The sequence below is a fragment of the Latilactobacillus parasakei genome (assembly GCF_049674265.1).
GTDB classification, from domain to species: domain Bacteria; phylum Bacillota; class Bacilli; order Lactobacillales; family Lactobacillaceae; genus Latilactobacillus; species Latilactobacillus sakei.
Genome location: NZ_CP186861.1, coordinates 486081 through 506697 on the forward strand (window position 1 = coordinate 486081; position 20617 = coordinate 506697).

At 39.5% G+C, this 20617-nt stretch carries 26 protein-coding genes, 1 tRNA gene and 1 pseudogene; 1 reads left to right on the plus strand and 27 read right to left on the minus strand.

Features of this window, described 5'->3' with window-relative positions; translation table 11 throughout:
- Positions 1-6: 6 nt before the first annotated feature.
- Together ACPBEH_RS02420 and ACPBEH_RS02425 are read right to left on the minus strand one after the other, a co-directional pair.
- Positions 7-366: a DUF6711 family protein gene (locus ACPBEH_RS02420; RefSeq protein ID WP_424349586.1), complete on the minus strand. Its 360-nt coding sequence runs from the start codon at positions 364-366 to the stop codon at positions 7-9.
- Positions 367-381: 15 nt separating this feature from the next.
- Positions 382-5496, minus strand: coding sequence for a hypothetical protein (locus ACPBEH_RS02425; protein ID WP_424349587.1), 5115 nt, complete (start codon positions 5494-5496; stop codon positions 382-384).
- Between the two features lie 57 nt (positions 5497-5553).
- Here ACPBEH_RS02425 and ACPBEH_RS02430 point away from each other — a divergent pair, with 57 nt between their 5' ends.
- Positions 5554-5928, plus strand: coding sequence for a DUF2513 domain-containing protein (locus ACPBEH_RS02430; protein WP_424349588.1), 375 nt, complete (start codon positions 5554-5556; stop codon positions 5926-5928).
- Here the strand turns inward: ACPBEH_RS02430 and ACPBEH_RS02435 are convergent.
- From ACPBEH_RS02435 to ACPBEH_RS02555, 25 genes and pseudogenes are all read right to left on the minus strand, one after another.
- Positions 5914-6114, minus strand: coding sequence for a hypothetical protein (locus tag ACPBEH_RS02435; protein ID WP_076632012.1), 201 nt, complete (start codon positions 6112-6114; stop codon positions 5914-5916). The two genes, ACPBEH_RS02430 and ACPBEH_RS02435, sit on opposite strands and share 15 nt — an antisense overlap.
- Positions 6111-6488, minus strand: a complete 378-nt coding sequence (locus ACPBEH_RS02440; RefSeq protein ID WP_367294374.1) for a hypothetical protein — start codon at positions 6486-6488, stop codon at positions 6111-6113. Before ACPBEH_RS02440 ends, ACPBEH_RS02435 begins: the two co-directional genes overlap by 4 nt.
- 20 nt (positions 6489-6508) lie before the next feature.
- Positions 6509-6913: a DUF6096 family protein gene (locus tag ACPBEH_RS02445; protein ID WP_061827099.1), complete on the minus strand. Its 405-nt coding sequence runs from the start codon at positions 6911-6913 to the stop codon at positions 6509-6511.
- A 22-nt stretch (positions 6914-6935) separates the two neighbouring features.
- Positions 6936-7127 (minus strand): annotated as a pseudogene (locus ACPBEH_RS02450) (Ig-like domain-containing protein); the annotation flags it as partial.
- A gap of 56 nt (positions 7128-7183) precedes the next feature.
- Complete coding sequence (locus ACPBEH_RS02455) at positions 7184-7648, minus strand: phage tail tube protein (RefSeq protein WP_424349589.1); 465 nt, start codon at positions 7646-7648, stop codon at positions 7184-7186.
- 12 nt (positions 7649-7660) lie between these two features.
- The gene (locus tag ACPBEH_RS02460) at positions 7661-8026 is read right to left on the minus strand and encodes a hypothetical protein (RefSeq protein ID WP_424349590.1); all 366 of its coding nucleotides are present in this window, start codon (positions 8024-8026) and stop codon (positions 7661-7663) included.
- A gap of 1 nt (position 8027) precedes the next feature.
- On the minus strand, positions 8028-8573 hold the full coding sequence (locus tag ACPBEH_RS02465; RefSeq protein WP_424349591.1) for an HK97 gp10 family phage protein: 546 nt from the start codon (positions 8571-8573) through the stop codon (positions 8028-8030).
- Positions 8521-8910: a hypothetical protein gene (locus ACPBEH_RS02470; RefSeq protein ID WP_424349592.1), complete on the minus strand. Its 390-nt coding sequence runs from the start codon at positions 8908-8910 to the stop codon at positions 8521-8523. The genes ACPBEH_RS02465 and ACPBEH_RS02470 overlap by 53 nt, the downstream gene beginning before the upstream one ends.
- A complete protein-coding gene (locus tag ACPBEH_RS02475) occupies positions 8907-9227 on the minus strand; it encodes a phage head-tail connector protein (protein WP_081394594.1) in 321 nt (106 codons plus the stop codon). Before ACPBEH_RS02475 ends, ACPBEH_RS02470 begins: the two co-directional genes overlap by 4 nt.
- A gap of 14 nt (positions 9228-9241) precedes the next feature.
- Positions 9242-10303: a major capsid protein gene (locus tag ACPBEH_RS02480; protein ID WP_424349593.1), complete on the minus strand. Its 1062-nt coding sequence runs from the start codon at positions 10301-10303 to the stop codon at positions 9242-9244.
- A 22-nt stretch (positions 10304-10325) separates the two neighbouring features.
- Positions 10326-10682: a hypothetical protein gene (locus ACPBEH_RS02485; protein ID WP_424349594.1), complete on the minus strand. Its 357-nt coding sequence runs from the start codon at positions 10680-10682 to the stop codon at positions 10326-10328.
- Between the two features lie 12 nt (positions 10683-10694).
- Entirely contained in the window at positions 10695-11345 is a 651-nt protein-coding gene (locus ACPBEH_RS02490; protein WP_424349595.1) for a capsid assembly scaffolding protein Gp46 family protein, read from the minus strand.
- A gap of 168 nt (positions 11346-11513) precedes the next feature.
- Positions 11514-12689 (minus strand): minor capsid protein, encoded by a 1176-nt coding sequence (locus ACPBEH_RS02495; RefSeq protein WP_424349596.1) that lies wholly within the window; start codon positions 12687-12689, stop codon positions 11514-11516.
- Between the two features lie 2 nt (positions 12690-12691).
- Positions 12692-13006: a ribosomal-processing cysteine protease Prp gene (locus tag ACPBEH_RS02500; protein ID WP_424349597.1), complete on the minus strand. Its 315-nt coding sequence runs from the start codon at positions 13004-13006 to the stop codon at positions 12692-12694.
- A complete protein-coding gene (locus ACPBEH_RS02505) occupies positions 12948-14396 on the minus strand; it encodes a phage portal protein (protein WP_424349598.1) in 1449 nt (482 codons plus the stop codon). Before ACPBEH_RS02505 ends, ACPBEH_RS02500 begins: the two co-directional genes overlap by 59 nt.
- A gap of 10 nt (positions 14397-14406) precedes the next feature.
- Positions 14407-15690, minus strand: a complete 1284-nt coding sequence (locus ACPBEH_RS02510; protein WP_424349599.1) for a PBSX family phage terminase large subunit — start codon at positions 15688-15690, stop codon at positions 14407-14409.
- A complete protein-coding gene (locus tag ACPBEH_RS02515; protein ID WP_424349600.1) occupies positions 15674-16546 on the minus strand; it encodes a terminase small subunit in 873 nt (290 codons plus the stop codon). Before ACPBEH_RS02515 ends, ACPBEH_RS02510 begins: the two co-directional genes overlap by 17 nt.
- A gap of 393 nt (positions 16547-16939) precedes the next feature.
- Positions 16940-17488: a hypothetical protein gene (locus ACPBEH_RS02520; protein ID WP_076799897.1), complete on the minus strand. Its 549-nt coding sequence runs from the start codon at positions 17486-17488 to the stop codon at positions 16940-16942.
- Positions 17489-17494: 6 nt separating this feature from the next.
- On the minus strand, positions 17495-18394 hold the full coding sequence (locus tag ACPBEH_RS02525) for a Kiwa anti-phage protein KwaB-like domain-containing protein (RefSeq protein ID WP_424349601.1): 900 nt from the start codon (positions 18392-18394) through the stop codon (positions 17495-17497).
- 348 nt (positions 18395-18742) lie between these two features.
- A tRNA-His gene (locus ACPBEH_RS02530) sits at positions 18743-18819 on the minus strand.
- 117 nt (positions 18820-18936) lie between these two features.
- Positions 18937-19371 carry an ArpU family phage packaging/lysis transcriptional regulator gene (locus ACPBEH_RS02535; protein ID WP_424349602.1) on the minus strand — a complete coding sequence of 145 codons (435 nt, stop codon included), beginning with the start codon at positions 19369-19371 and terminating at the stop codon, positions 18937-18939.
- A 169-nt stretch (positions 19372-19540) separates the two neighbouring features.
- On the minus strand, positions 19541-19693 hold the full coding sequence (locus tag ACPBEH_RS02540) for a hypothetical protein (protein ID WP_424349603.1): 153 nt from the start codon (positions 19691-19693) through the stop codon (positions 19541-19543).
- On the minus strand, positions 19693-19944 hold the full coding sequence (locus ACPBEH_RS02545) for a hypothetical protein (protein WP_424349604.1): 252 nt from the start codon (positions 19942-19944) through the stop codon (positions 19693-19695). Before ACPBEH_RS02545 ends, ACPBEH_RS02540 begins: the two co-directional genes overlap by 1 nt.
- A gap of 145 nt (positions 19945-20089) precedes the next feature.
- The gene (locus tag ACPBEH_RS02550; protein WP_424349605.1) at positions 20090-20266 is read right to left on the minus strand and encodes a hypothetical protein; all 177 of its coding nucleotides are present in this window, start codon (positions 20264-20266) and stop codon (positions 20090-20092) included.
- Positions 20266-20523 carry a YopX family protein gene (locus tag ACPBEH_RS02555; RefSeq protein WP_424349606.1) on the minus strand — a complete coding sequence of 86 codons (258 nt, stop codon included), beginning with the start codon at positions 20521-20523 and terminating at the stop codon, positions 20266-20268. Before ACPBEH_RS02555 ends, ACPBEH_RS02550 begins: the two co-directional genes overlap by 1 nt.
- Positions 20524-20617 lie beyond the last annotated feature (94 nt).

The window sequence follows — 20617 nt, forward strand, 5'->3', positions numbered from 1 at the left end:
CCCTCCTTACTTCTCGACAAAATCAAAACTGATTCCTTTCCATTCCATCTTGGCAAGCTTTGGATTCCATGAATAGGTTGGTGCTGTTCGATCACCCACATAGAATGTTCTAGTTACCACCTCTCCGTCCTGCGGGTCAGGATATGTAACATCGACGAATACCGCCGACACAGCTTGAAGAATAGCAGCAGATTCAGCCATAGAACAAGGCCCCCATGAAACTTGTAACTTCCGTTTCACAGCGACCCTATCTCGGTTCATATTACCTTTTGCATTTCTTGTTGTATTACCATCAATATCCTGAATCGCTACCTGAAAAGACTGCGGTGCTTTAACCACTGTCCCACCAATTTTTAAATATGACACGAATATCAATCCCTCCTAAATATTGAGCGGAATCTTACCGGTCCGCTTGATTTCTTTATTGATCACTTTAATAACAGTTCTACCCAAAACGTCGTCATTAAGTTCTAGAATGAGCGGTTGTTCAACGGTTGCCTGTTGCCCGCCATCATTACCTCTATTGCTTAACAACTCTGCAATTACTGATAGCACGTTGTTAGTGCCTACACCACCAGTTTGATTATTATTGCCATTTGATAAATCAAAGTTACTTGAAAAGTTATCTTCTCGAGACAATACTTCAGGCAATTGAAGTTGACCAAAGCCCATCATTTCTGATGCTTGTTGCATTAATTCCCAAGCGCGTGATCTATTGGTTAGAGGCAAGACCATTTCTTGATTATTGCCTTCACCCATTTCATACAATCCGTGCTTAAAGATTGGTCCACCATTAGCGTAACCATGACCGCGACCAATAACGCCTAGCATATCAGAGCCATAGCGACCCTTAGCGTAATGGATTGCCGCTAGTGCATTATCGTAACCTTTTAAGATATTCCCGTGGCCAGGGAACTTATTAGCTCTAAAGGTTGGCGGAATAACCTGTAATAAGCCCTGAGCAAGATTACCAGTCTTGTTATTAATATCCCCAATATCACCCTGTATAGCATGCTCGTTACCGCCAGACTCTGTTTGAACTTGGCGTAACCACGCATTAGTATAAGCACCATTAGTAGGCAAGCCATTCTTAGATAGCGCCTTACGAATTACACCTGCCCATCTCTTGATACCACTACCACTAGGTTCAGGAGAAAACTCTTCTAGGGCCTTTTTAACAGTACTCAATGCACCATCTTTGACAGTTTTTACACCACCTTTTGCAAGATCAAGCGGCATACCAGTAAGTCCTGAAAAACTAGTAAATTTATTTACAAAATAATCTAAAACTCTGCCAGGATGTGTTACATCATCCAAAATACTTTCGGTGGTGTCTACGACAGAATCCCATGCACCACCCAGACCACTAAAAATATTACTTAAATTAGGAATATGAATCTCTGGGAAAGTAAAATCACCTATACCAAATGCATAATGCGGAATATTTGATTGCATTAATCCTGCTGTGTTTGTGGCATTCATAATCTTTGTGCCTGCAGGCATATTGGCAATAATATTTCGTTGCTCAGGGAACACGCCCACCTTACCATTTGGTAATTGGTAGGCTTCTCTGTACGTTCCGCCTGATTGATCATTAACTAACGCAGGCCCGCCACGATGAGTTCCGCCTTTTGCGAATCCAGGAATATTAAAATCAAAAATTTTATTTGCCGCTGAACCTGCTCCTACACTATTCAATACATGTCGTATACCTTTTAGAGCTCCATTTATGGCCTTTTTAACTGGAGATAAAATCGCTGACCCTATACTTTTGGCAGCATTTTTGATTGCAGAAACACCCGATCTAAGTCCCGATGCCATTCTGCCACCTAAATTGCCGGCCCAACTTGCGACGTTATCAAACGCGTTTTTTGCAGTTGACTTAACAGAACTAAAGTACGGACTAGTATTATCTCTCATTGATGACCAAGCGCGTAAAGCGCCGTCTTTAGCAGCGCTCGCTTTTGAAGAAATCGTTGATTTAATATTCTCAAATTTATCCGAAGCCGATTTTTTAATACTTTCAAAATGAGAAGCAGCTGAATCTTTTAGATTACCAAAATATTTCTTACCATTATCAAAAGCTTCCTTTGTTTTTTTGGTTATTGTTGACTTTACGTTTCCCCATATTTTAGATGTTGATTTAGAAATTTCATCCCAATGTTTAGAAACGTATTTTCCAAATAAAATAAAAGGAGCGGCTGGTCCAGTAACCATAAGGATGAGAATATCACTACCCCATTTTTTAAGGAACTTTGTGATTCCGTTCCAAACCTTCTCGGTTACTTTCTTAATACCATCCCATTTTTCACCAATCCACTTACCAAGCTGACCAGCCTTCTCTTTCAAAGTATCCCAGTTTTTCCAAAGAAGGACACCAGCGCCAATCGCAGCCGCAATTGCAAGCGTAAATGGACCACCAAGCAATGTAACAATGCCTCCTAAACTTGATCCTAATAAAGATAAAGCACCGGATATTCCTCCGACTCCGCTTAACGCTGACATAATTCCGCCTACAACAGTAACTGCTGTCTCTACCATTGATATTAATTTTAAGGCAGCCGCAAATGACGCTACCGCAATAACAAAATTTGAAAAACCTTCCGAATGCTTGCTTATCCAATCGCCCACAACACCGAGTGCCTTTCCGACACCTTCAAGAACTGAAACTATAACTCCACCTGTCCATTGCGCCATTGGTTTTAAGAAACTATCAAAAAGCCATTTTCCGGCAGGCTTTAAAGCATCGATGATACCATTCAATAACTTTATTGCGCCCGATAATGCGTCTAAAAAGGCAGGTATTAATTTGGTGATTGTAAAACCAGCAAGAGGGAGCAATACATTATTATAAAACCACTGTAATCCATCGCCAATATTCTTAGTTAACGGCTGAATAGCTTTAAGTAACCCATCAATCGAATTAAGTAATGGTCTAAAATCTAATGTTTTCGCCCAATCAGATGTGGATTTTGTGACACCCTTTAGTGAGTCTAATACGCTATTGATGATTTTTAAAATATCGTTAAAAATCGTCTGTCCTAGTCCTGCCGTATTCCAAGCACTTTTAAATTGGTTGGCTAGACCGCTAATTGTATTGAAAATATTTGTATAGATCCCCAATAAATTACTGGCAATTTTTTCACCGATTCCTCCATCATTCCAAGCATCTTTAAACGACTTCGCAATCGAATTTAATAATCCTAAAATACTGTCAAACATCTTTAAGAAAGAAGAAATCAATTTAGTCCCATTACCATCATCGACCCACGCGTTTCGAAATGCTTTGGCAACTGCTTCAATGATTGCGGCAATATTAGTAAATAAATCTATTAAATTCTTAGCAATAGATACACCAGTGCCATCATTCCACGCTTCTCTAAACGAAGTTGCGATTACATGTAACAGATCAAGTACAGAGTTCAAGGCGTTGAAGATTGTTTGAATTAAATTAGTTCCACGTCCACCATCATTCCAAGCATCTTTAAACGCTTTAGCTACATCGCCAATGATATTTAAAACATCGGCTAATAGTTTAAGAATATTACCAATAAATACCGCACCTGTGCCATTCGTCCAAACTTCCATAAACGACTTACCAATAGCCTTGATTAATCCGCCTACCTCACGTAAAGCGTATTTCCAAGCTTCGATAACCCTTTTCCCATACTTGTCCCACGCTTCCTTCATGGGCTTAAATAAATCAGCGAGAATTTTCTTTAATGCATTAGCTGCCGCAATGGCACCACCAAACTGTGTTCCATCCGGAATATTAAAGTTAGTTCCCGGTTTATTATCATCAAGAGAATCAGCAGATTGTAACGGTTGCTTATCGGCCTTTTGTTTGTCGTAAGAATAATCAGGTTTATCTTCAGCAGATGAAAGCACATTAATTTCATCGAAGCCCATTAAAGCCCCTTTAAGTTCTTGCGCCTTCTTTTTGGTTTCTTGCATCTGTTTACGAGAAGCTTCATTGGCAGCAGCTGCCGAATCAGCAGCCTTCTTATTAGCAGCAGTTATTTGCTTGTTAGTTTCTTTAATTTGATTGGCAGCAGCCTTTGAAGCGCTACCTGTATCATTAATAGCACGAACTTGATTATAAAGTCCTGATGCTCCTTGTTTTGCAGCGCCAAAACTCATCCCAAACAACGCCGAAGTGAATTGTGCAATATAACTTGTTGCTTTAGCAAGAACGCTCATAAGCGCGTTAACAGCCGGTAATGCAGCTGAATAGATAGGATAAAAAGCGGTCAAAAGATTAACCTTAATTTGATTAAAGGATGCTGCGAACTGCGAGTTAGTCATTAAAGCGCTACCTAAGCCTGATGCAAGCATCGTTACACCTTGATACAGTAACGTGAATATAATCAATTGGGAGGCTAAGGATTTCAGCCCTCGTGACATTCCTGATAACATTCCGCCACTCCTACCAGCAGCCCCACCAACTTTATCTAAATTTTTCGATCCACTACCGATATTAAATAGGTGCTTAGTTATCGTTCCGAGCGGACTCATCATTGTCCCAAATGCTTTTTTGGACATGCTACTTAACTTAGAAAATCTACTTGATGTATCATTAATCTTAGCGCTCAGCCCATTCATAGATGATGCTGATTTTTTTGAGCTTGTTGCTGATTGTCCAAGTTCAAGGTTAAGTTTTTTAATAGCTTTTTCTAAGCTAGTACTTCTATCCTCTACCTTTGCATATGTTGCACCTAAAGAATCATTTTGAGCAATGAGTTTAGCCATCTTAGCTTCTTGCTTAGCCGCTTGATCACCGATCTTCGTTGATTTTGCTGTGGGAGCTGTTTTAAACCCATCTGTAAAGTTACCTGTCGGCATTTCAGCATCAGCTTGTTCAGCCTTCAATGTCTTGATATTAGCTTTAAGGCGATTGATTGAAGCTTCATTCCGGTCCATTGTTTGAGCAATTTTGTTTAATGATGCGGGCACAGCATTAAACTCCGACTGCATTTCGGCAGCAAGAGCTTTAGCTTGATTCTGATATCGCGTCATTCGCGCTTCAGCAGATGCTACTTGAGCATCAAACTTCTGTGCGACTAGGGGATTCCCGCTCGAAGTAGCAACAGCCTTCTTGTTTTGAAGATACGAAACCTTTTGTTGAATCGCTCTGGCTTGCTCCATTTTTGAATTAACATTATTGACCAACTGATCAACTTCTTTGCCAACCTTAACTCTTGATGTAGCCATGCCTTTAGCCATACCGTCACCTGTTTTACTCATGGATGATTCAGCATTTTTTGACATGTTGTCGAACTGTTTGGACATATTGTCGTTAATCTTTTTAACTTCATCAATTAACTTATTGCTGCCTTTGCTAATATCCATAGACTTTTCAGTCTTATCCATTGAAGCACCAGTAATTTGTTCGACTTTGCTAAATGCTTTTTCAAAAGCTGGATAGATTTTTTCAAGCTGCTCATTAATCCGGCTTAGGTTGGCATCGATATAGACCTCAAGCGTTTCTAACTCCATTTACTCACCTCCATTTTTTGTTATAATTTAGACATTAAATTGAAAGAAGGAACACCGATGAAACTTAATCATGATTGCGTAAGAGACGTATTACTGGAGATTGAATCATTTCCGTTAAGAGATTTCCCGTTACAACTAGCCGACCTCAAAAAGACACCTGATCAGTATTCTCTTGAAGATACTGTTTATTCACTGCAACAATTAATGGATGCCGGATACATCACCGGTACATGTAAAATGGATTTTGCAGGTAATTATATGTTGATAATTAGAACAATTACTTGGGAAGGTAATAAGTTTTTAGACAATATTTGCAATCCCAAAATATGGTCCGAAACAACCACAACTGTCGCTAAAAAAGTTGGTAATGCGTCACTAAATATTCTTTCATCGGTGGCCAGTAAATTGATTACTTCATCACTCGGACTCTAATTTAATTTCTTTCCCTTCAAATAACATATAGATATTATTCTTACTGAGTGGCCAACGTTCATTTAACTTGGCCACTTGTTTTTTATCGAAGCAGAACAATGAAATAATATCTGTTGCCTTAACTGCGTTCATAAATACATTGGTTCCATTATGTTTGTAGTAGATAATGCCTTGATATTTTGTCATTTCTTCTTCCTTTCGTTAGTAGCTCTAACAGCCATAGCCTGTTGTACTAAAAGAGCCTGATCACTTTGCCATTCTTCTGGCTCAGTTCGATCAGGCTCATTATTTAATGTGTCTGGTTGACGTTCTGCGTTGTCATCCATAAAGCTGTAGTGCTTTTCAACAGATGGCATCTTGCTTGGGTCATTGACGGCAAACGCCATGAGTTCTGCTGTCTTATGGTCCATTACCGCACGCTCTTTAAGCATGGTTCTGTGATGTTTAATTGTCGCAGTAATGTGAATCATAATTTCATCAAACGTCATCTGCCAAAACTCGTCAGCCTTGATGCCATTTTCTACAGCATATGGATAAATACCATAGAGTAATTCGGTCACAGTTTTAAATTCAGGTTGGGTTATAGTGTTTCTTCTGGATCCGTAACTTCCGTTGGTTCCCCGTCTAGAGTCGTTTCCACTGATTCCCCATCTGTCTTGGTATCGTCCTTCTTCTTGCCGAAAAAACCAGCTTCATCCAATAATTCTTGAATGACATTATTTAAATCCATTGGTGTGTTGCCTGCTTCGAGATACTTTTCGAAACCACCAATCATATCTTTATCAGTAATACCGTGAGTTTGATTTGCACCTTGTAATACGATTAATAGCTTGTTAGTGGCGGGTAATACTACCCCACCATTGCCACCCATATAAAGTGACATGATTGATGTGCCTAAGCGCTTTTCAATGTTTAAGATTGCCTTTCCGTTTAATCGTAGGTCTAACATTAGACCGCCTAAGTTAAATTGTTTACCGTTTGTCATGTTTGTTTCCTCCAATAATTATTTATGCTGCGGTAACAGTTACTGTGCATGTTGCAACAAATGAACCATCATCTGTTTTAAATGTAATTTTGGCTGTACCAACTGTAATAGCAGTTATTTTTCCGTGTTGATCAATTGTAACGATTGAAGTTTTGTCGCTAGACCATTTACCAGCTTTATCAGTGGCATCCGTGGGAGTGACGGACGCGGTTAGTGTTTCAACAGCACCAACCTTTAAGCTTAAAGTTGTTTTATTAAGCGTGACTCCCGTTACGCTTTTGGGGCTGCAATATCAGGCCCATCAGAAACCACAACCGTGATTGTGTAATCCATGCTCTTATTAACTTCAGCATTACCCAATTTAAGCGAGAATGCGCCTTTAAATGTTACTGTTAAACCGTCCGGATAAGTAATTTTCCAATCATATTGTTTATCAGTACCCTGTTTATCTAACAATTGATAGAAATTCTTACCTTTATAGACCACTCCGAAAGCTAAGTTAGTAGAATCTTGCAAGCCTGCAATAGATTTTTTCTTATCGTCTTCGAGTGACGTAACATCAACTTTTTCTGGATCGGACCCAATATCTGGAATTGTTTTGACTGCAGCTACTTCGACAAAATCCGTTTCTGCACTAGATTTAAAGGCCAGTTTCGTTCCTTTAGTCAGTAAACCCAGACTAGGGTCTACGAATGTTTCTGCAAATTTTTGTAAATCAGTTTTTAATAACTTCATTTGAAATTCCTCCTAATTTTGAAATACCATTCTACGTTGGTTATCAACCATTGCGTTAAATACTAAAGCGGTACGTTTAACGTCCGCTAAATTTTGGTCTCCTGAAGTGTAAGAAAACCCTAACTTAACAAGCTCATTTACTAACTTGTTTGAGAGTTCTGTAAGAGAACTATGATCGTTAAACAAATCGATGGAAACAGTCCAATCAGTTTCTAGTTCCTGCTTACCCGCATCGATAAAATGTGGCTTATGTGTGGTGTGATAAACTGCTGCAGGAAACTTAGTTAACTCATCTGGATATGATGTACCGCAATAGTTTAAATCCGTTTGTTTAGACAGAATATCTGCCACAATCTGTTTGATATTAATAATCTCCAAATTAACCACGCAACTTTCTAAGTTGTTTCTGGACATTAGCTTTATAGATTTCAGGAGCCTGCTGTTTAGCCCCTTTTATGGCCGGCATGAGTGCTTGTCTGGCGGGTTGCCCATTTGTCCGATAGAACTTCTTGCCTTTGATAGTAATCAATGGCATGCCATACAGAGCGTTTAAATCAGGCACCCCTTCAGCAGGAATAAACCAAGGTGTCTGTCGATAAACAGGTGTGACTCCTTCAGGTAAATCCTTAGGTGAGGCTTGGCCAACTTGACCGGTACCTAGCTCTCGAAAGATTGCTGTTGGGTTATCAGACCAAATCCGGCCAACAACATGCCCGTTGCTATTAATAACAACTTCATCCTTGTATGACCCGGCGGTCTCGCCACTCCCATGTTTAGTGGAAGATTGGATTTCTCTAACGGTATCGGCTCTAGCAAGTTCGACAATATCAAAGTTCGCATCCCAAACAGCATCTTCTATGACCTTAGGCAGCCTATCGAGTTTCGCTTTGAGTTGGCTCATCCCTTTTACTTCTACTTTCACCATCTTGCTTAATCCTCTCTAGAGTCATGTTTAGATGATTGCTGTAAGTGTTGATTGCTACAATCCGATAATCTGGATCATCCTCAGGTATAACATTCAAGCAAATACCATCTAACTCGTTACGGTTCTCTTTGATTGCACTACCAACATACTTAGCATTAGCAAAGTAACGTAGGCGCTCACCATACAATTCGGCTGCAACTTGCCCAGATGCAGGCTGAACGTTCATCATTAGCTTTTGACCATCACCATAGGTAATGATCTCGTTCAACTCATCATCATGCCCTACTATTCGTTTCCGTAAAAAAACCGCTACTAAATCGCTTCGTTTGAGTCTCAATATAAAGACCTCACTTTAGCAATTCGGTAACGATTTAATTTGGAACGAATACTTGTAGGGATTCCTAATTCAAAGTTTTGAACAACGCCGCCTTCAGTTCTAGCCGTCTCACCCTCGACATCCAGTTGATTAAACGCAATCTTAGCAATCTTTTTAGCATATACGTACATGCCATCTTGCATCTTATCCCGATTAGTATAATCAAGAACCTCAGTGATCGCATCGTCGTACAAGTCAGCAATCAAAGCAGCATCATTATCCTCTTCACTTGTAAGACGCTTCAACGCAGTTAATTGTTTACTTTTTTCATCGCTCACAACAATCACTCCAATTATTTAGTTAGATCAATGGTTGCTTGGAATACTTCATCAACAGCAGCGAATGATGGAATCATTAAGCCTGATGCTTTAGTCCATGTCCCCACTGGGTCAATCGTTGAACGGTAAATACCAGCATAAACATTCCCAATCATTGATGATTCAACGTCACCGGCGCCTGTTAATGCGATTTCTTCAGGTGTTGGTCCCCATACCTTTTCGCCAAGCAAGTCATCATTCATCATCACAAAGCTGTTTTCTGGGAAGTAGCGTTCAGAGATATATTTCCCATTTTTATCTTGTGTTTTGTACTTATTATCATAGGTACGGATAACAGGTAATCCATGGGCTTGCATGAAGGAATCCAAATCGGCCATCCCAATTGTTCTGCCTGAATCTTTACCGAAAATGGCAGCAATCACTTTAGGATGACGCATAAAGATACGCAAAATTTTATTTGATGTTAAAACGCGAGTTGGTGCAACGTCTAAGCTGTCTGACCAGTTTTCTAAGTTTTTGATCGGATCACTTGCATCATTAGTCCATGATTCAGCACCTGATAATGTAGCTTGATGTTTCCTGTCAACTGAGTAGTCTAAATTAGCATCTAGGCCATTACCTTTGATAGTGATTTTACCAGTGGATAGCATTTCCATTGTCATCTTTTCAGCACGAGCTTGGACGCCTTGAACTAAAGTATCAATGTCATTATAAACACGTCCTTGAAGGTACTCGCCTTCTTGTGGTGTCCGTGGATTTTGTAGTGCAATCAAATCTTTTTCTTTGATTTGCATTTTACGTTTGATCAACGCTAGTTCAAGCGTTTGAGCGCTAGCTTCACGGCTACCAATTTCAGCTTCACTATCAAATGCTGATACTGATGCAATAACCGGCGTCATGCTACCAGCGTTAATCTGATCTAATTCTAACGATTGAGTTTTGCGAGATGGGAATAAAGCGTCACCAAGCATTTCAGGGTACGCACGGTTCCGTGTGTAATCTAGAATATCTTTCTTAGTAAACACTTCTAAGATGTCTGCAAAATGTTGTAAATTCATAACTAATTGTTTTTTCATGTCTGTTCCTCCGGTATTCTAATTATTTTCCTGTTTCTGATGGTTCATCTTTCTTTTCAACGTCACGCCACTTAATTGAAGTCATAGCTTTCATAGCTTCATCAGTTGGCATTACTGGCAATCGTTGTGCCAATAACCAACCTTCAACAATTAAACCAACTGGTTGTGGCCCGTTTGAAACGTTAACTTCATGAATCGTAATTCCTTTTGCTTTACCATCGTTTGAAGGGAATACTGTGCCAGCAGGTACAACTTTGTGGCCTAAATCATCAGTAATAACACCCACTGTATTTTCATCAACTTGTTCAGTGAACGAAATAAAGTGTTCACTTGCTAAAAAGTTGACGTCTGACATTGTAACTTTCTTTCCTACGTACATAATTAGTTCCTCCTAATATTTTTTATCCCAAATAGATTTTTGGGATTGCTGACTAGCATTGCGTTGTTCGGCTAATGATTCACCAACAGATTGGCTACCACCGCCACCACCTCCGGTTGAACCAGGTACATCAGATGAGCCTGCCAACTTTTTATCGACTGCTTCCCTAACTGTGTCGCGGTAACCACTAGCAACTTTGGTATAAAGATCTTCTAGATTATCTGTATCAGCCAAAGCTGGTTCAAAAGCAGCAACTAATCCAACTGGTAATCCATCAGCAGCTAGTTTTTGCGTGATGTTTGCCCGATTTTCAGCGATGGTCACCTTTTGCTCGCGATCAGCCAATTCAGATTGTTGTTGTTCCAAATCATGTTCGCGTTGTTCATCCGGCGTCATATCTTCATACGCCTTTTGTTGTGATTGTTCTTGCTTCCAACCTTCCTTTAGCTTTTCAGCAGACTTAGCAAACTTCTTGTCATACCAGCTATCTAATTCCGATTGATCGGTAAAAGTAATTTGGCTTGAATTTGGGTCTTGCCCACCTTCACCTGCGCCATTACCACCAGTACCGCCTTCTCCCGCACCGGGTCCACCTTCTCCGCCATCAGCGAATAGTTGTAACTTCATTGGTAAGACATTTGAGAATAACTTGACATGTTTCATTTAAAATTCCTCCTAAGCTCATGCACACCAATTCATTCCACAAAAAATAAGCATCCCATGAACATCATTTCTGACCCACACACAATGCTTATCTCTAAATGTGAAACACTTAGCCTACACACGCTGTAATTTGCCCAGTTTAAAGACATTTGACAGGTCTCAAATAATTCATTTTCGAGTAACAGCCTTTTTCCCGTGCTTATCGATTAGCATCTGTTCCCAATCCCTGTAAGTATCATCAGTATTGAGCTTAAACGTCTCGCCAGTAATAGGATCATTAGCCGTTCGATTGCCACCATACTTGGCGTAACTAAACCAAGCGACCGAAACCGTTCGGCACCAAGGATGCAACGGTGGAAAATTAACATTAACAGTTGCTTTATCAACGTCAAATACCTTTCCGTCGATATCTCTACATTTTTGAGAAGTCCGAAAATCTAGCACAGCCACTAAAGAATACTTTTCGACGCCATGTGCTTTCCAACCAGCTAACTTAGCCTGATTGTGTACGTGATTAGCTTCAGTACGGATTAAGCGTCTAGCAACACCGATACCGGTGTTAAATTCCTTGGCAATCTTATCAGCCATTTCACGTTGACTCATACCAGTCATTTCAGAAACGGCAAATAGTTCTTGCAACTTCTTGGCCAATAAGTCAGTGTCATTCCAGATTCGTTTAGAATAGTTGCTACCGAGCCAAGGCGTATCAAGTATTTGTTTAACTTCATGAGTAGATAATTCATTAAACACATCAGCATTATCAGTTTTTACTGGAGTAGTCTTTTCAGGTTTAACAAACTCAATTCGATTGGTCTCATGGTTAACCATCGGGACCGTTTCTCCCTGATAAACACCCGCTTTAGTTTGAGCGTTGCCTATAATCGCCTCTCTAGAAGCACTGGCATAAGCGTCTTTAACCGCATTAACATAGTAATCAGTTGATTGCTCCAATTGAACGTCTGCCAATTGTTTAGCTACTATGTAAGCTTTAGCTTTCAGTTCTTCCATCTTGGTAATTCGTGACTTGGCGGCCACCCAATCTAAATATTCTTGTACCTTAACCTTAGTTTCTTTATCATCAATCGTTTTAACAATATTCTGCAAAACTACTAAATCTGTAGCTGGCACTGTATTGTTTAGAGCGGCCTTTGCTTGAGCTTCAGTTAATGAAGTTTGGCCATCGTATCGCTTGTATAGCTCATCTACCGCATTAGTGAGGTACTGTCTAGCTTGGTTATAAACATCGATAACTTTCCGTTCGTACTCGTCACCACGCTTAAATAGCTTCTGTTCCTCAAGTGCTGACCGTAACTCCCAATAAGTAAGCTTATCCTTATCAGCCATATTTACGCCTCTAAGCTATTTAATTGTTCTATCGTTAAGTTATCCGGATATTGTTCCGCAATGCTTTGTAGCCCCGATAAAAGGGTACGTGTTAATGTCAAATTAACCGTACTAGGTAGAATATTGCTAACAGCAATATAGCCATTGCCATGATCAACACTGATGTCCTTACGCAACTCATTAGTAATAGCAATCGTGAGCGCTGAAGCGCCCGCACAAACAATGTCCATCCCTTTTGGTAAGAACAAAGCATGACCGCTAATCCGATAACCCGTTATCTGGTTGCTTTTGTTTAGTTGAAACGTCGCCTTGATCATCGCGATAACCTCCTTTACCTTCTGGTTTGTCATCCAACTTGCTGTTACTTGGTTGCCCCAAAGCTTTTTGGTTCTGTTCGATGTCATCAGCTTTTTGTTTATCCAACATTGCTACCACTTCAGCAGGATCATCAACACCAGGTAACCAGCTTAATGTGATTTCACGAGGGATAAAGCCATCAGCATTACGAATATTATTGATAATATCTGTTAAGTTAACAGGGATGTTAGGCGTGATATCAATCTTAGTGCCCTTCACATCAACATCTTGCGACTTAACAAGCATGATGTTTTGCATCAATTCTAAGCGTCGTCTTAGCCCTTTAACTAAGTAGCGAGACTTCATACTCATGAGGTTCAGCAAACCAAACAGCTTATACTTCATGGCTTCACCTGAGATGTTCCCAGCAAATTGTTCATCATTGAGATTAGGAACATAAGTAATCTTGTGAATGTCATCTTGCAATGACTTGATCAATACTTGTAGCTGTGACTCATCAAACTGTTTAGTTAACCATTCAACAGACGCGCCGTCACTGCCTTTACCAGGCGCTTCAATCATCCCATTCCTTAGTTCGCCTTCAATTTTGAATCCATAGACAACTAGTAAAGCATCAATGAACGCTTCTTTATCCGACACACGATCGGATTGAAGTACATTGTATGCATCAATTAATGAGATAGCTTGTTCAAAGTCGCCTTGTTTCTCTTCGTTATTACGATACTCAATAATCGGAACACCACCAAAATAGTGTTCCTTATACTTAGGTTTACCAACATTACCAGTAATCATCCTCAGCCCTGAAATGGTTCGATAACTAAGCACGCCTTTATCGGTGTAGACCTTAACTAGATAGCCATTTTCACGACCATCCAAATCAAACTTCTTTTGATAATGAATGCCGAATAAAGGATTCTTTTCTACTGAGTCATCGGTGACTAACACAACACCACGGGGATCAATTGATTCAATCCGTTCTTCAGTCGTCTTATCGTCAATCGCCTTCAGGTACAACAACTCGTAGGCTACCCCGAAAACAGATAAGTCTTTCTCTAGTTCAGTATCGTGTGAAACGATGTCCATTGCATCGAACGAATCCTGTATTGCTTTGATATTCTTATCGGGCGCAGCAGTATAACTAAATGGGTTACCAGTCACAAAACCGACAGCCATATCAGTGACGTATTTAGCATGATTGATAACTATCTTGGTATTCTTGCTATTTTCATTAAGCTGACGATTTAACACATCATGTTTGCCGTTATAATAACGGTCCAACTTATCAAAACGCCGCTTGTTCTTCGCTTGTTTCCGTAACACATAATCTAAGAGTTCAAGGCTAGGGTTATTAATGTCCCCTGCCAACTCTCTATCAATCGGAAATCCCAAAATATCCCTCCTAACCAAAAAGGCCAGCCGGTTTGGCTGACACTTTTGCTGTTCTATTCTTGTAAATAACCATGAATACGAAGTACCGCATTGCATCCATGCTGTGATCATGTTCTTTAACAGGCTTATCTTCGCCACGTTGCTCCGCTGTAATATCCCAGATGTAAGACGCAAACTCTTTAAACACGTTTATACATTTATTGCTAAACTTAATCTGCCCAAGATTCAACGCCGTTTGAGTAGCACGAATGCCATCAAGCACATCATTCTGTGCCTTAATGACCGTGAATCCCATACTTCTTAACTTAGTAATGAATGACGCTGCAGACGGATCAATGATAATCTGTGCTTTAATACCGTCTAAGAACTTAATTAACTCATTAGCATATTGCTCATCAGTCCGCTGATGCTTGGTCTCACGCCCCGAGTAGTAATACTCCTTGATGCAATACCAAACACCGTTATTCAATCCCCACAGCAAGAATACAGTCGGATTAAGCGTCCCATAATCACATGACACATAATACTTACTGAAATGCATATCATCGGGGATATCTTCAGACATTGTTTGCCTATCAAAGTTATCATAGATAACACCTTCAGACAGCACCCACAATCCAAGAATGTATCGCTGATAGAACACTCCAGTATATAAACGCTCATATCGTGCACGTACTTGCTCACTCAGGGACGGATTGTCATTCATTGTAAAGTGAATGTGCAACGCGTTCTTTTCGGTAATCTTATCTATCCATTCAAGCTTGAACCAGTGATATGGGCCTTCCGGATTCATATTGAACCACAGTTTAGACCCCTCAACAGAACAACGCGCCGTTGCTTGATTAACAAATGATTGTGGCATCAAAGCAACTTCATCAAAAAAGAACCCTGCTGCTGTCAAACCTTGAACCAAATCTTGTGCAGCTTCATCCTTACCACCAAAGATAAAGAAACTATTTGTTACACCATTCTTTGTGACCTCAAGCATGTTATCAGCGCGCTTATCCTTAACACGATAGCCACGGCTCTTAAGCATTCGCTTGAGTGGACGCACAACGTTACGACGAAATGAACCAATTGTCTTCCCAGCCATACCAAACTGCTCGTCATCGAACTCGGTCATCGCCCACAACACATAAGACAACGACATGATCAACGTCTTACCGGCACGTACGGAGCCATCACAGATGACAGCTTCTTTATCTTTGGTGCCTTCATAACGCCACCAAGTTAGAACCTGCATCTGCTTCTTAGAAAATGGTGTGAACTTAAAAACGTTATTCTTTCGCTTCATCAGTCCACACGCCTTCCATTGATTTATCAATAGCGTCAATAAAGCCGTCGTCGTCATCTTCATCAGGATCGTTATCACCATTCTGAATCTTCAAGCGGTCAATTTGAGCCTGCATAAGTTGGCCCTTAAGCGTCTGCTTCTCACCTACATAGTTCATGAGTGTATCCATCGCCTTCTGCTTGTCATAGAGTTCAATCACTGGCCCATCTTTACCCATCTTCACCGATTTAATCAGAGAGGTATCAAGTTCCCTGTCATTGTTGAAGTAAACATAGGAATTATGCCGGATAACTAATTTTCCATCATTATCAGTAAGTGGTACGTATGCTTCTTGTTTTCTGTCCCATACTTTTAATTCCTCTGGCCACGACCCAAATCGAACATAATCACCAACATCCGCAAACGCCTGCTTAGCATACTGTTTAGCAATGTCATCAGCAGTTAGCATCAAGTCACTCGCAATCTCACCACGTAGCTTATCTATTTGCTTGCGCACACTAGCATTTACTAGCAACCTTGGGCCATTTACATTAGCAGTTCGATAATCAACGCCATATGCTTGCATATAAGCCCACGTCGCATTGAAGCGTTGCAAATAGTACAAACAGAACATTTTCTGTTGATCGTTTAACCCATCATTAGCAGATAATTCCTTCACTATTTTGGGTGCAACCTTCTTCTTTTGGGTTGCAACTTTCGGTGATTTGGTTGCAACCTTTTTAGACTTAGTCGTATCACTCCAATAACGTGACTTCCAACTTTTAACAGCTGATATTGAGACGCCATACTTCTCAGCAATGTCTTTGTACTTCATACCAGACAAATAATCCTTATTAGCTTGTTCTTGCTTGCTCATTACATAGCACCGCCCTCCTTTTTATGGTTGTTTTTCTGCAATAAAATACGCCGCTCACTCGAACGGCGTTTCTCTTTCTTCTGTTTAAGCCACTTCTCTAAACGGGCATCGGCTGCCGTCCATTCAGGTGTTTCGTAGCCGTACTTTGAATGTATTAACTTTGCTATGACTCCCACTCTCCATTATTGACCATAATCGTTTCTTGCCATATAATGGCTTTGTTGGGTGAATTCCAACATCCGACACCCTTTTTATATTATCTCTACTCTAGTACGCGGCCGCCTTTTGGTGGTCGTATTTTGTTGCAGCAAAAAAGCCATAACCGATTGGCTATGACTTATTTAGTTTATTTATTATTGCGATTTGGACTAAAAAAGACAGCCTAGGCTGTCTCTAGATGTAAAATATATTTGTAGTTCCAACTTGACTGGCTTCTGATTCTTCAAAAATTAAATCGTCCTTATTTTTTTTGGTAATAATGATACAATCATCGCCAAAAGAGTAAATATGATACCCCATTATAATTAGTAAAACATTAAAATATAAAGAATTGTTTTTAACAAAATATATTCCTTCTATAACCAATAACAGGGTATTCATCAATATGGATGGAGCTGAATTCGGTTTTAATGAAATAACAGGTATTATGAACGTCACAAAAAAATTAAGTACTTCGGAGTCATTAGGTTTTATCTTATCGATTTTATATCGTCGTTTCCCATCATTATCTGCCTGACGCTTTAAAAGATACAACCAAATTTTTAAGGATAAAAAAGAAACGATGGACAATATAACTAATATAATCCAAAAGTTTGCATTTAAATTCCACGTTTCTTTTAACTTTTCTCCAGAAAAGGCACTTAAATTATTTAAAAAAATCATAATAAACACAGGTATATATGACGATACAAATATTAACCATTTAAATACCATTCCAGCCATTTCACTCTACCTCCTGTCATCAACCCCCGATTTATTACCAATTAATGTATGATAATATGCATCCTGCATTAAATTAATAAAATTCCCCAGTTGAGAATCATCTTCATAAAATATTTGATCTTTTTCTACATCAATTCGTATTTCCAAATTAAACTCTTCCGAAACATTCTTCGTTGCTTTTAAGTCTTCTAAAAATAAAGTTGGGTTATTATCGCTGCCCAATTTTGATAAACGCTTAACATAATTTGCATTGGACAATGCACCCTCTTTTAGTTTATCAAACCCCACTATTTTCTCGCTAAATTTTTTGTTCGACAAGACTTTTTTTGCTAGTTCGGTAAACTGATTGTTCAATTTTAATATTCGTTCAAAAGAAATATGCTGCAATATTAATATCTCATCTTTATAAATTATAAAGTCAATATAATCATCAACACCAATTAAATCCTTTAATTCTAGATCCGAAAAATACCCCTCAGTAAATAATCTTCCTATAAACCCCTTCTTTAAGAATTTCATTTTTCTTGTCCTTCGGAAAGCATACACAGGTTCTTCGTCTGGAACGTTACTAGGAAATTCATAAATGAAAAAGTCAAAATTATCTGGTTTAAACCTAAACTTTTTAGTAGGAGTCTTTATGGCCTCGGTTATTAGTTCAATTTCCGTTCTATATTCTTTTGTATCTGCTAATTCTATAACTTCATCGTTACATCCAACAACGTTATATTTTTCTTGTATGGCGTCTCCATTAATTTCCAATTCTTTAATAAAAATATCTTTTATTTGCTGAGCCAATTCATCGCCAATGCTCGGAGTGACTACTGCAATTTTACTTCCCCTATGCGCCATATGCAATGTTGGTTTACTGCCAGTGCTGATAACATTTTTTAGTTCTATCAAATCCATTATGCTTCCTCCAAAATTCAATTTATATACGCAACTATATTAAACACTAAAAAAGACAGGTATTCAACCTGCCTCGCGCGTATATAAATATCTGGAGCAAGGATAATGCTAACACAAATCAGATAAGTATTAAACCTATCAGCTTGTGCAATATCGCAGGTGTGGATTTGCACCACACAACGCGTTACTGGACTTACCGGCCCATTGCGTCTACCTATTCCGCCACTGCGATACGATGATGTGGCTGAGGTTTCCTGCTACCACTTCTGTAACGAATACATGTGCACACGTACCGTCGCTTTCAGGCTATCAAACCGCGCTCATCAACACGTCTAGCCTACCTTATTACATCCTAGTCGGGATTCGAACCCGAATCGTGATCGCAGGTGCACATCCGCGCCGCTTTACCATTAAGCTACTAGGACAATTGCCCGCAACTAATTAAGTCCAACAAGGAATCTCCTTCCTTGCAGATTTATACGGGCAACTATTTGATAATACTAATTTAACACATAAAAACGGATAAAATGGCTCTAAATTGGCTACAAATTAGCCACAAATCGGCTTTTTTTATAGCATAGCAATTTCCCGTGCTCATAAGCCTCTAAAAACTCAACCAATGCATCATTGCGATACTTCTTGAATGCGCTCAATGACACACCCATCTCACCTGCAATAGCATAGTCAGGATGACGATTTAGAGTCATGTAAGTATAATAAAGTGTCTCAAAACTTGTTTGACACAATGAGTAAACAGCTTTCTCCATTTTAGCCAAATCAATTGCAGCATCTGCGCCTTTAACGTACACATTTTCAACCCTATTACCATAACTATCAGATCGTGGCATATCCGTAACAACCGGCGATTTCAAATTAGAAAGCGGCTGTCCTGCCATCCGGGCTTTACGACGATACTGTTTTAATACTAATCTTGCGTTGTCTCTACATTTCTGTTCATCTAATTCTGGTAATAACACTGGCAACCGCTCCCTATATGATATAATTAGAGTAATCACAGACTAACTATGTCGTTCTTTCGTGAACGGCTTTTATTATGTTATAATTACCTATGTTCATTACATAGTGGTCAATAATGAACTACCGTGAATTCATTAAAGTCGTCTTGCCGGGCGACTTTTTTTGTGCCTAAAACATTTCTTCAATCTTAATTGTAAGCTGACGGATTCTCTCGTAAGCTGCTTCTATTTCTTTATTTAAATCGCAGTTGGCTTGCTCTAACCATTCATTTCGTTCCTTTAGCCGCTTGTTGTCAGCTTTGAGTTGCTCGTAGTTGTTCATTAGTCAGCCTCCACATAACTAGCCTTGAACACATCATCAGCAATCACCCAGTGTTCGCCTTTAATGCCTGTCGCAATCCAGTCACCGATTTCTAAGTTCATTGCACCTTCGAGCGTATACAGGATATAGCTAGGTTTATGCCCGATATAACCACTACGAGGTATTCCAATCTGATAACGATTAATCATCTCTTCCGACCCATCAAACTGTTCAGCTTGGATTGTTGCTGTTTTTCTGTAGGTTTTAATCATGACCAATGCCACCTTCCACACTTTTTACATTCTTGATAGCTTGAGCAACCTTCAACTCGACAATGAAGTTCCTTGAACGCTCCGTAATCATGGATACACGTTTGTTGCTTAAACCATCTCTTTAAAGTTAGATAGATATCACCAATCATTTTCCTACCCTCTTAATATTGTCAGCAAACCATTCTTCAACCAACACAACATCATAGCCAAAACACTTGCCGCAATCTGGACACTGTTCATCTTCAAAACGTGCACCCGGTGCTAGTTCCCAAAGTTCATACTCATTGGTATGTCCACACCACGGGCATTTTATATTTGTCATTATTCAGCCTCCAACAATTCCGGATTTTCGAATTTATTACCGATGACTTCGTAGCGAAATTCTCCAATCGGTTGATAAAAACTTATTCGATCGGTTACAAATCGTGCACCTTCGCTAACATACACGACTAGTAACGGTTTTCCTTCCGGATTGTCAAGGCGTAACACAACATCTCCCTCGTAAATTTTAACGCCGTGTACGTCTTTTAAGCCGGTGTATTGCATGAGTTCAACTTCATCCGTAAAATCGTCATACACATACTTGCTAACGCAGTCTTTTTATTTGCGTATCTATTTCAAAGTCGCAACTCGGTCCACGCTTTTATTTACATTTGATTTCTAGGCTATAAAC

Bases quoted from the DNA above. Each gene is read 5' to 3' on its own strand.
- ACPBEH_RS02435 (WP_076632012.1), bottom strand. From the start codon at position 6,114: ATGACAAAATATCAAGGCATTATCTACTACAAACATAATGGAACCAAT.
- ACPBEH_RS02550 (WP_424349605.1), bottom strand. From the start codon at position 20,266: ATGACAAATATAAAATGCCCGTGGTGTGGACATACCAATGAGTATGAA.
- ACPBEH_RS02485 (WP_424349594.1), bottom strand. From the start codon at position 10,682: ATGTACGTAGGAAAGAAAGTTACAATGTCAGACGTCAACTTTTTAGCA.
- ACPBEH_RS02465 (WP_424349591.1), bottom strand. From the start codon at position 8,573: ATGGTGAAAGTAGAAGTAAAAGGGATGAGCCAACTCAAAGCGAAACTC.
- ACPBEH_RS02545 (WP_424349604.1), bottom strand. From the start codon at position 19,944: ATGATTAAAACCTACAGAAAAACAGCAACAATCCAAGCTGAACAGTTT.
- ACPBEH_RS02495 (WP_424349596.1), bottom strand. From the start codon at position 12,689: ATGGCTGATAAGGATAAGCTTACTTATTGGGAGTTACGGTCAGCACTT.
- ACPBEH_RS02500 (WP_424349597.1), bottom strand. From the start codon at position 13,006: ATGATCAAGGCGACGTTTCAACTAAACAAAAGCAACCAGATAACGGGT.
- ACPBEH_RS02445 (WP_061827099.1), bottom strand. From the start codon at position 6,913: ATGACAAACGGTAAACAATTTAACTTAGGCGGTCTAATGTTAGACCTA.
- ACPBEH_RS02515 (WP_424349600.1), bottom strand. From the start codon at position 16,546: ATGAGCAAGCAAGAACAAGCTAATAAGGATTATTTGTCTGGTATGAAG.
- ACPBEH_RS02480 (WP_424349593.1), bottom strand. From the start codon at position 10,303: ATGAAAAAACAATTAGTTATGAATTTACAACATTTTGCAGACATCTTA.
- ACPBEH_RS02490 (WP_424349595.1), bottom strand. From the start codon at position 11,345: ATGAAACATGTCAAGTTATTCTCAAATGTCTTACCAATGAAGTTACAA.
- ACPBEH_RS02520 (WP_076799897.1), bottom strand. From the start codon at position 17,488: ATGGCTGGAATGGTATTTAAATGGTTAATATTTGTATCGTCATATATA.
- ACPBEH_RS02540 (WP_424349603.1), bottom strand. From the start codon at position 19,693: ATGAACAACTACGAGCAACTCAAAGCTGACAACAAGCGGCTAAAGGAA.
- ACPBEH_RS02430 (WP_424349588.1), top strand. From the start codon at position 5,554: ATGAAACTTAATCATGATTGCGTAAGAGACGTATTACTGGAGATTGAA.
- ACPBEH_RS02425 (WP_424349587.1), bottom strand. From the start codon at position 5,496: ATGGAGTTAGAAACGCTTGAGGTCTATATCGATGCCAACCTAAGCCGG.
- ACPBEH_RS02455 (WP_424349589.1), bottom strand. From the start codon at position 7,648: ATGAAGTTATTAAAAACTGATTTACAAAAATTTGCAGAAACATTCGTA.
- ACPBEH_RS02525 (WP_424349601.1), bottom strand. From the start codon at position 18,394: ATGGATTTGATAGAACTAAAAAATGTTATCAGCACTGGCAGTAAACCA.
- ACPBEH_RS02510 (WP_424349599.1), bottom strand. From the start codon at position 15,690: ATGAAGCGAAAGAATAACGTTTTTAAGTTCACACCATTTTCTAAGAAG.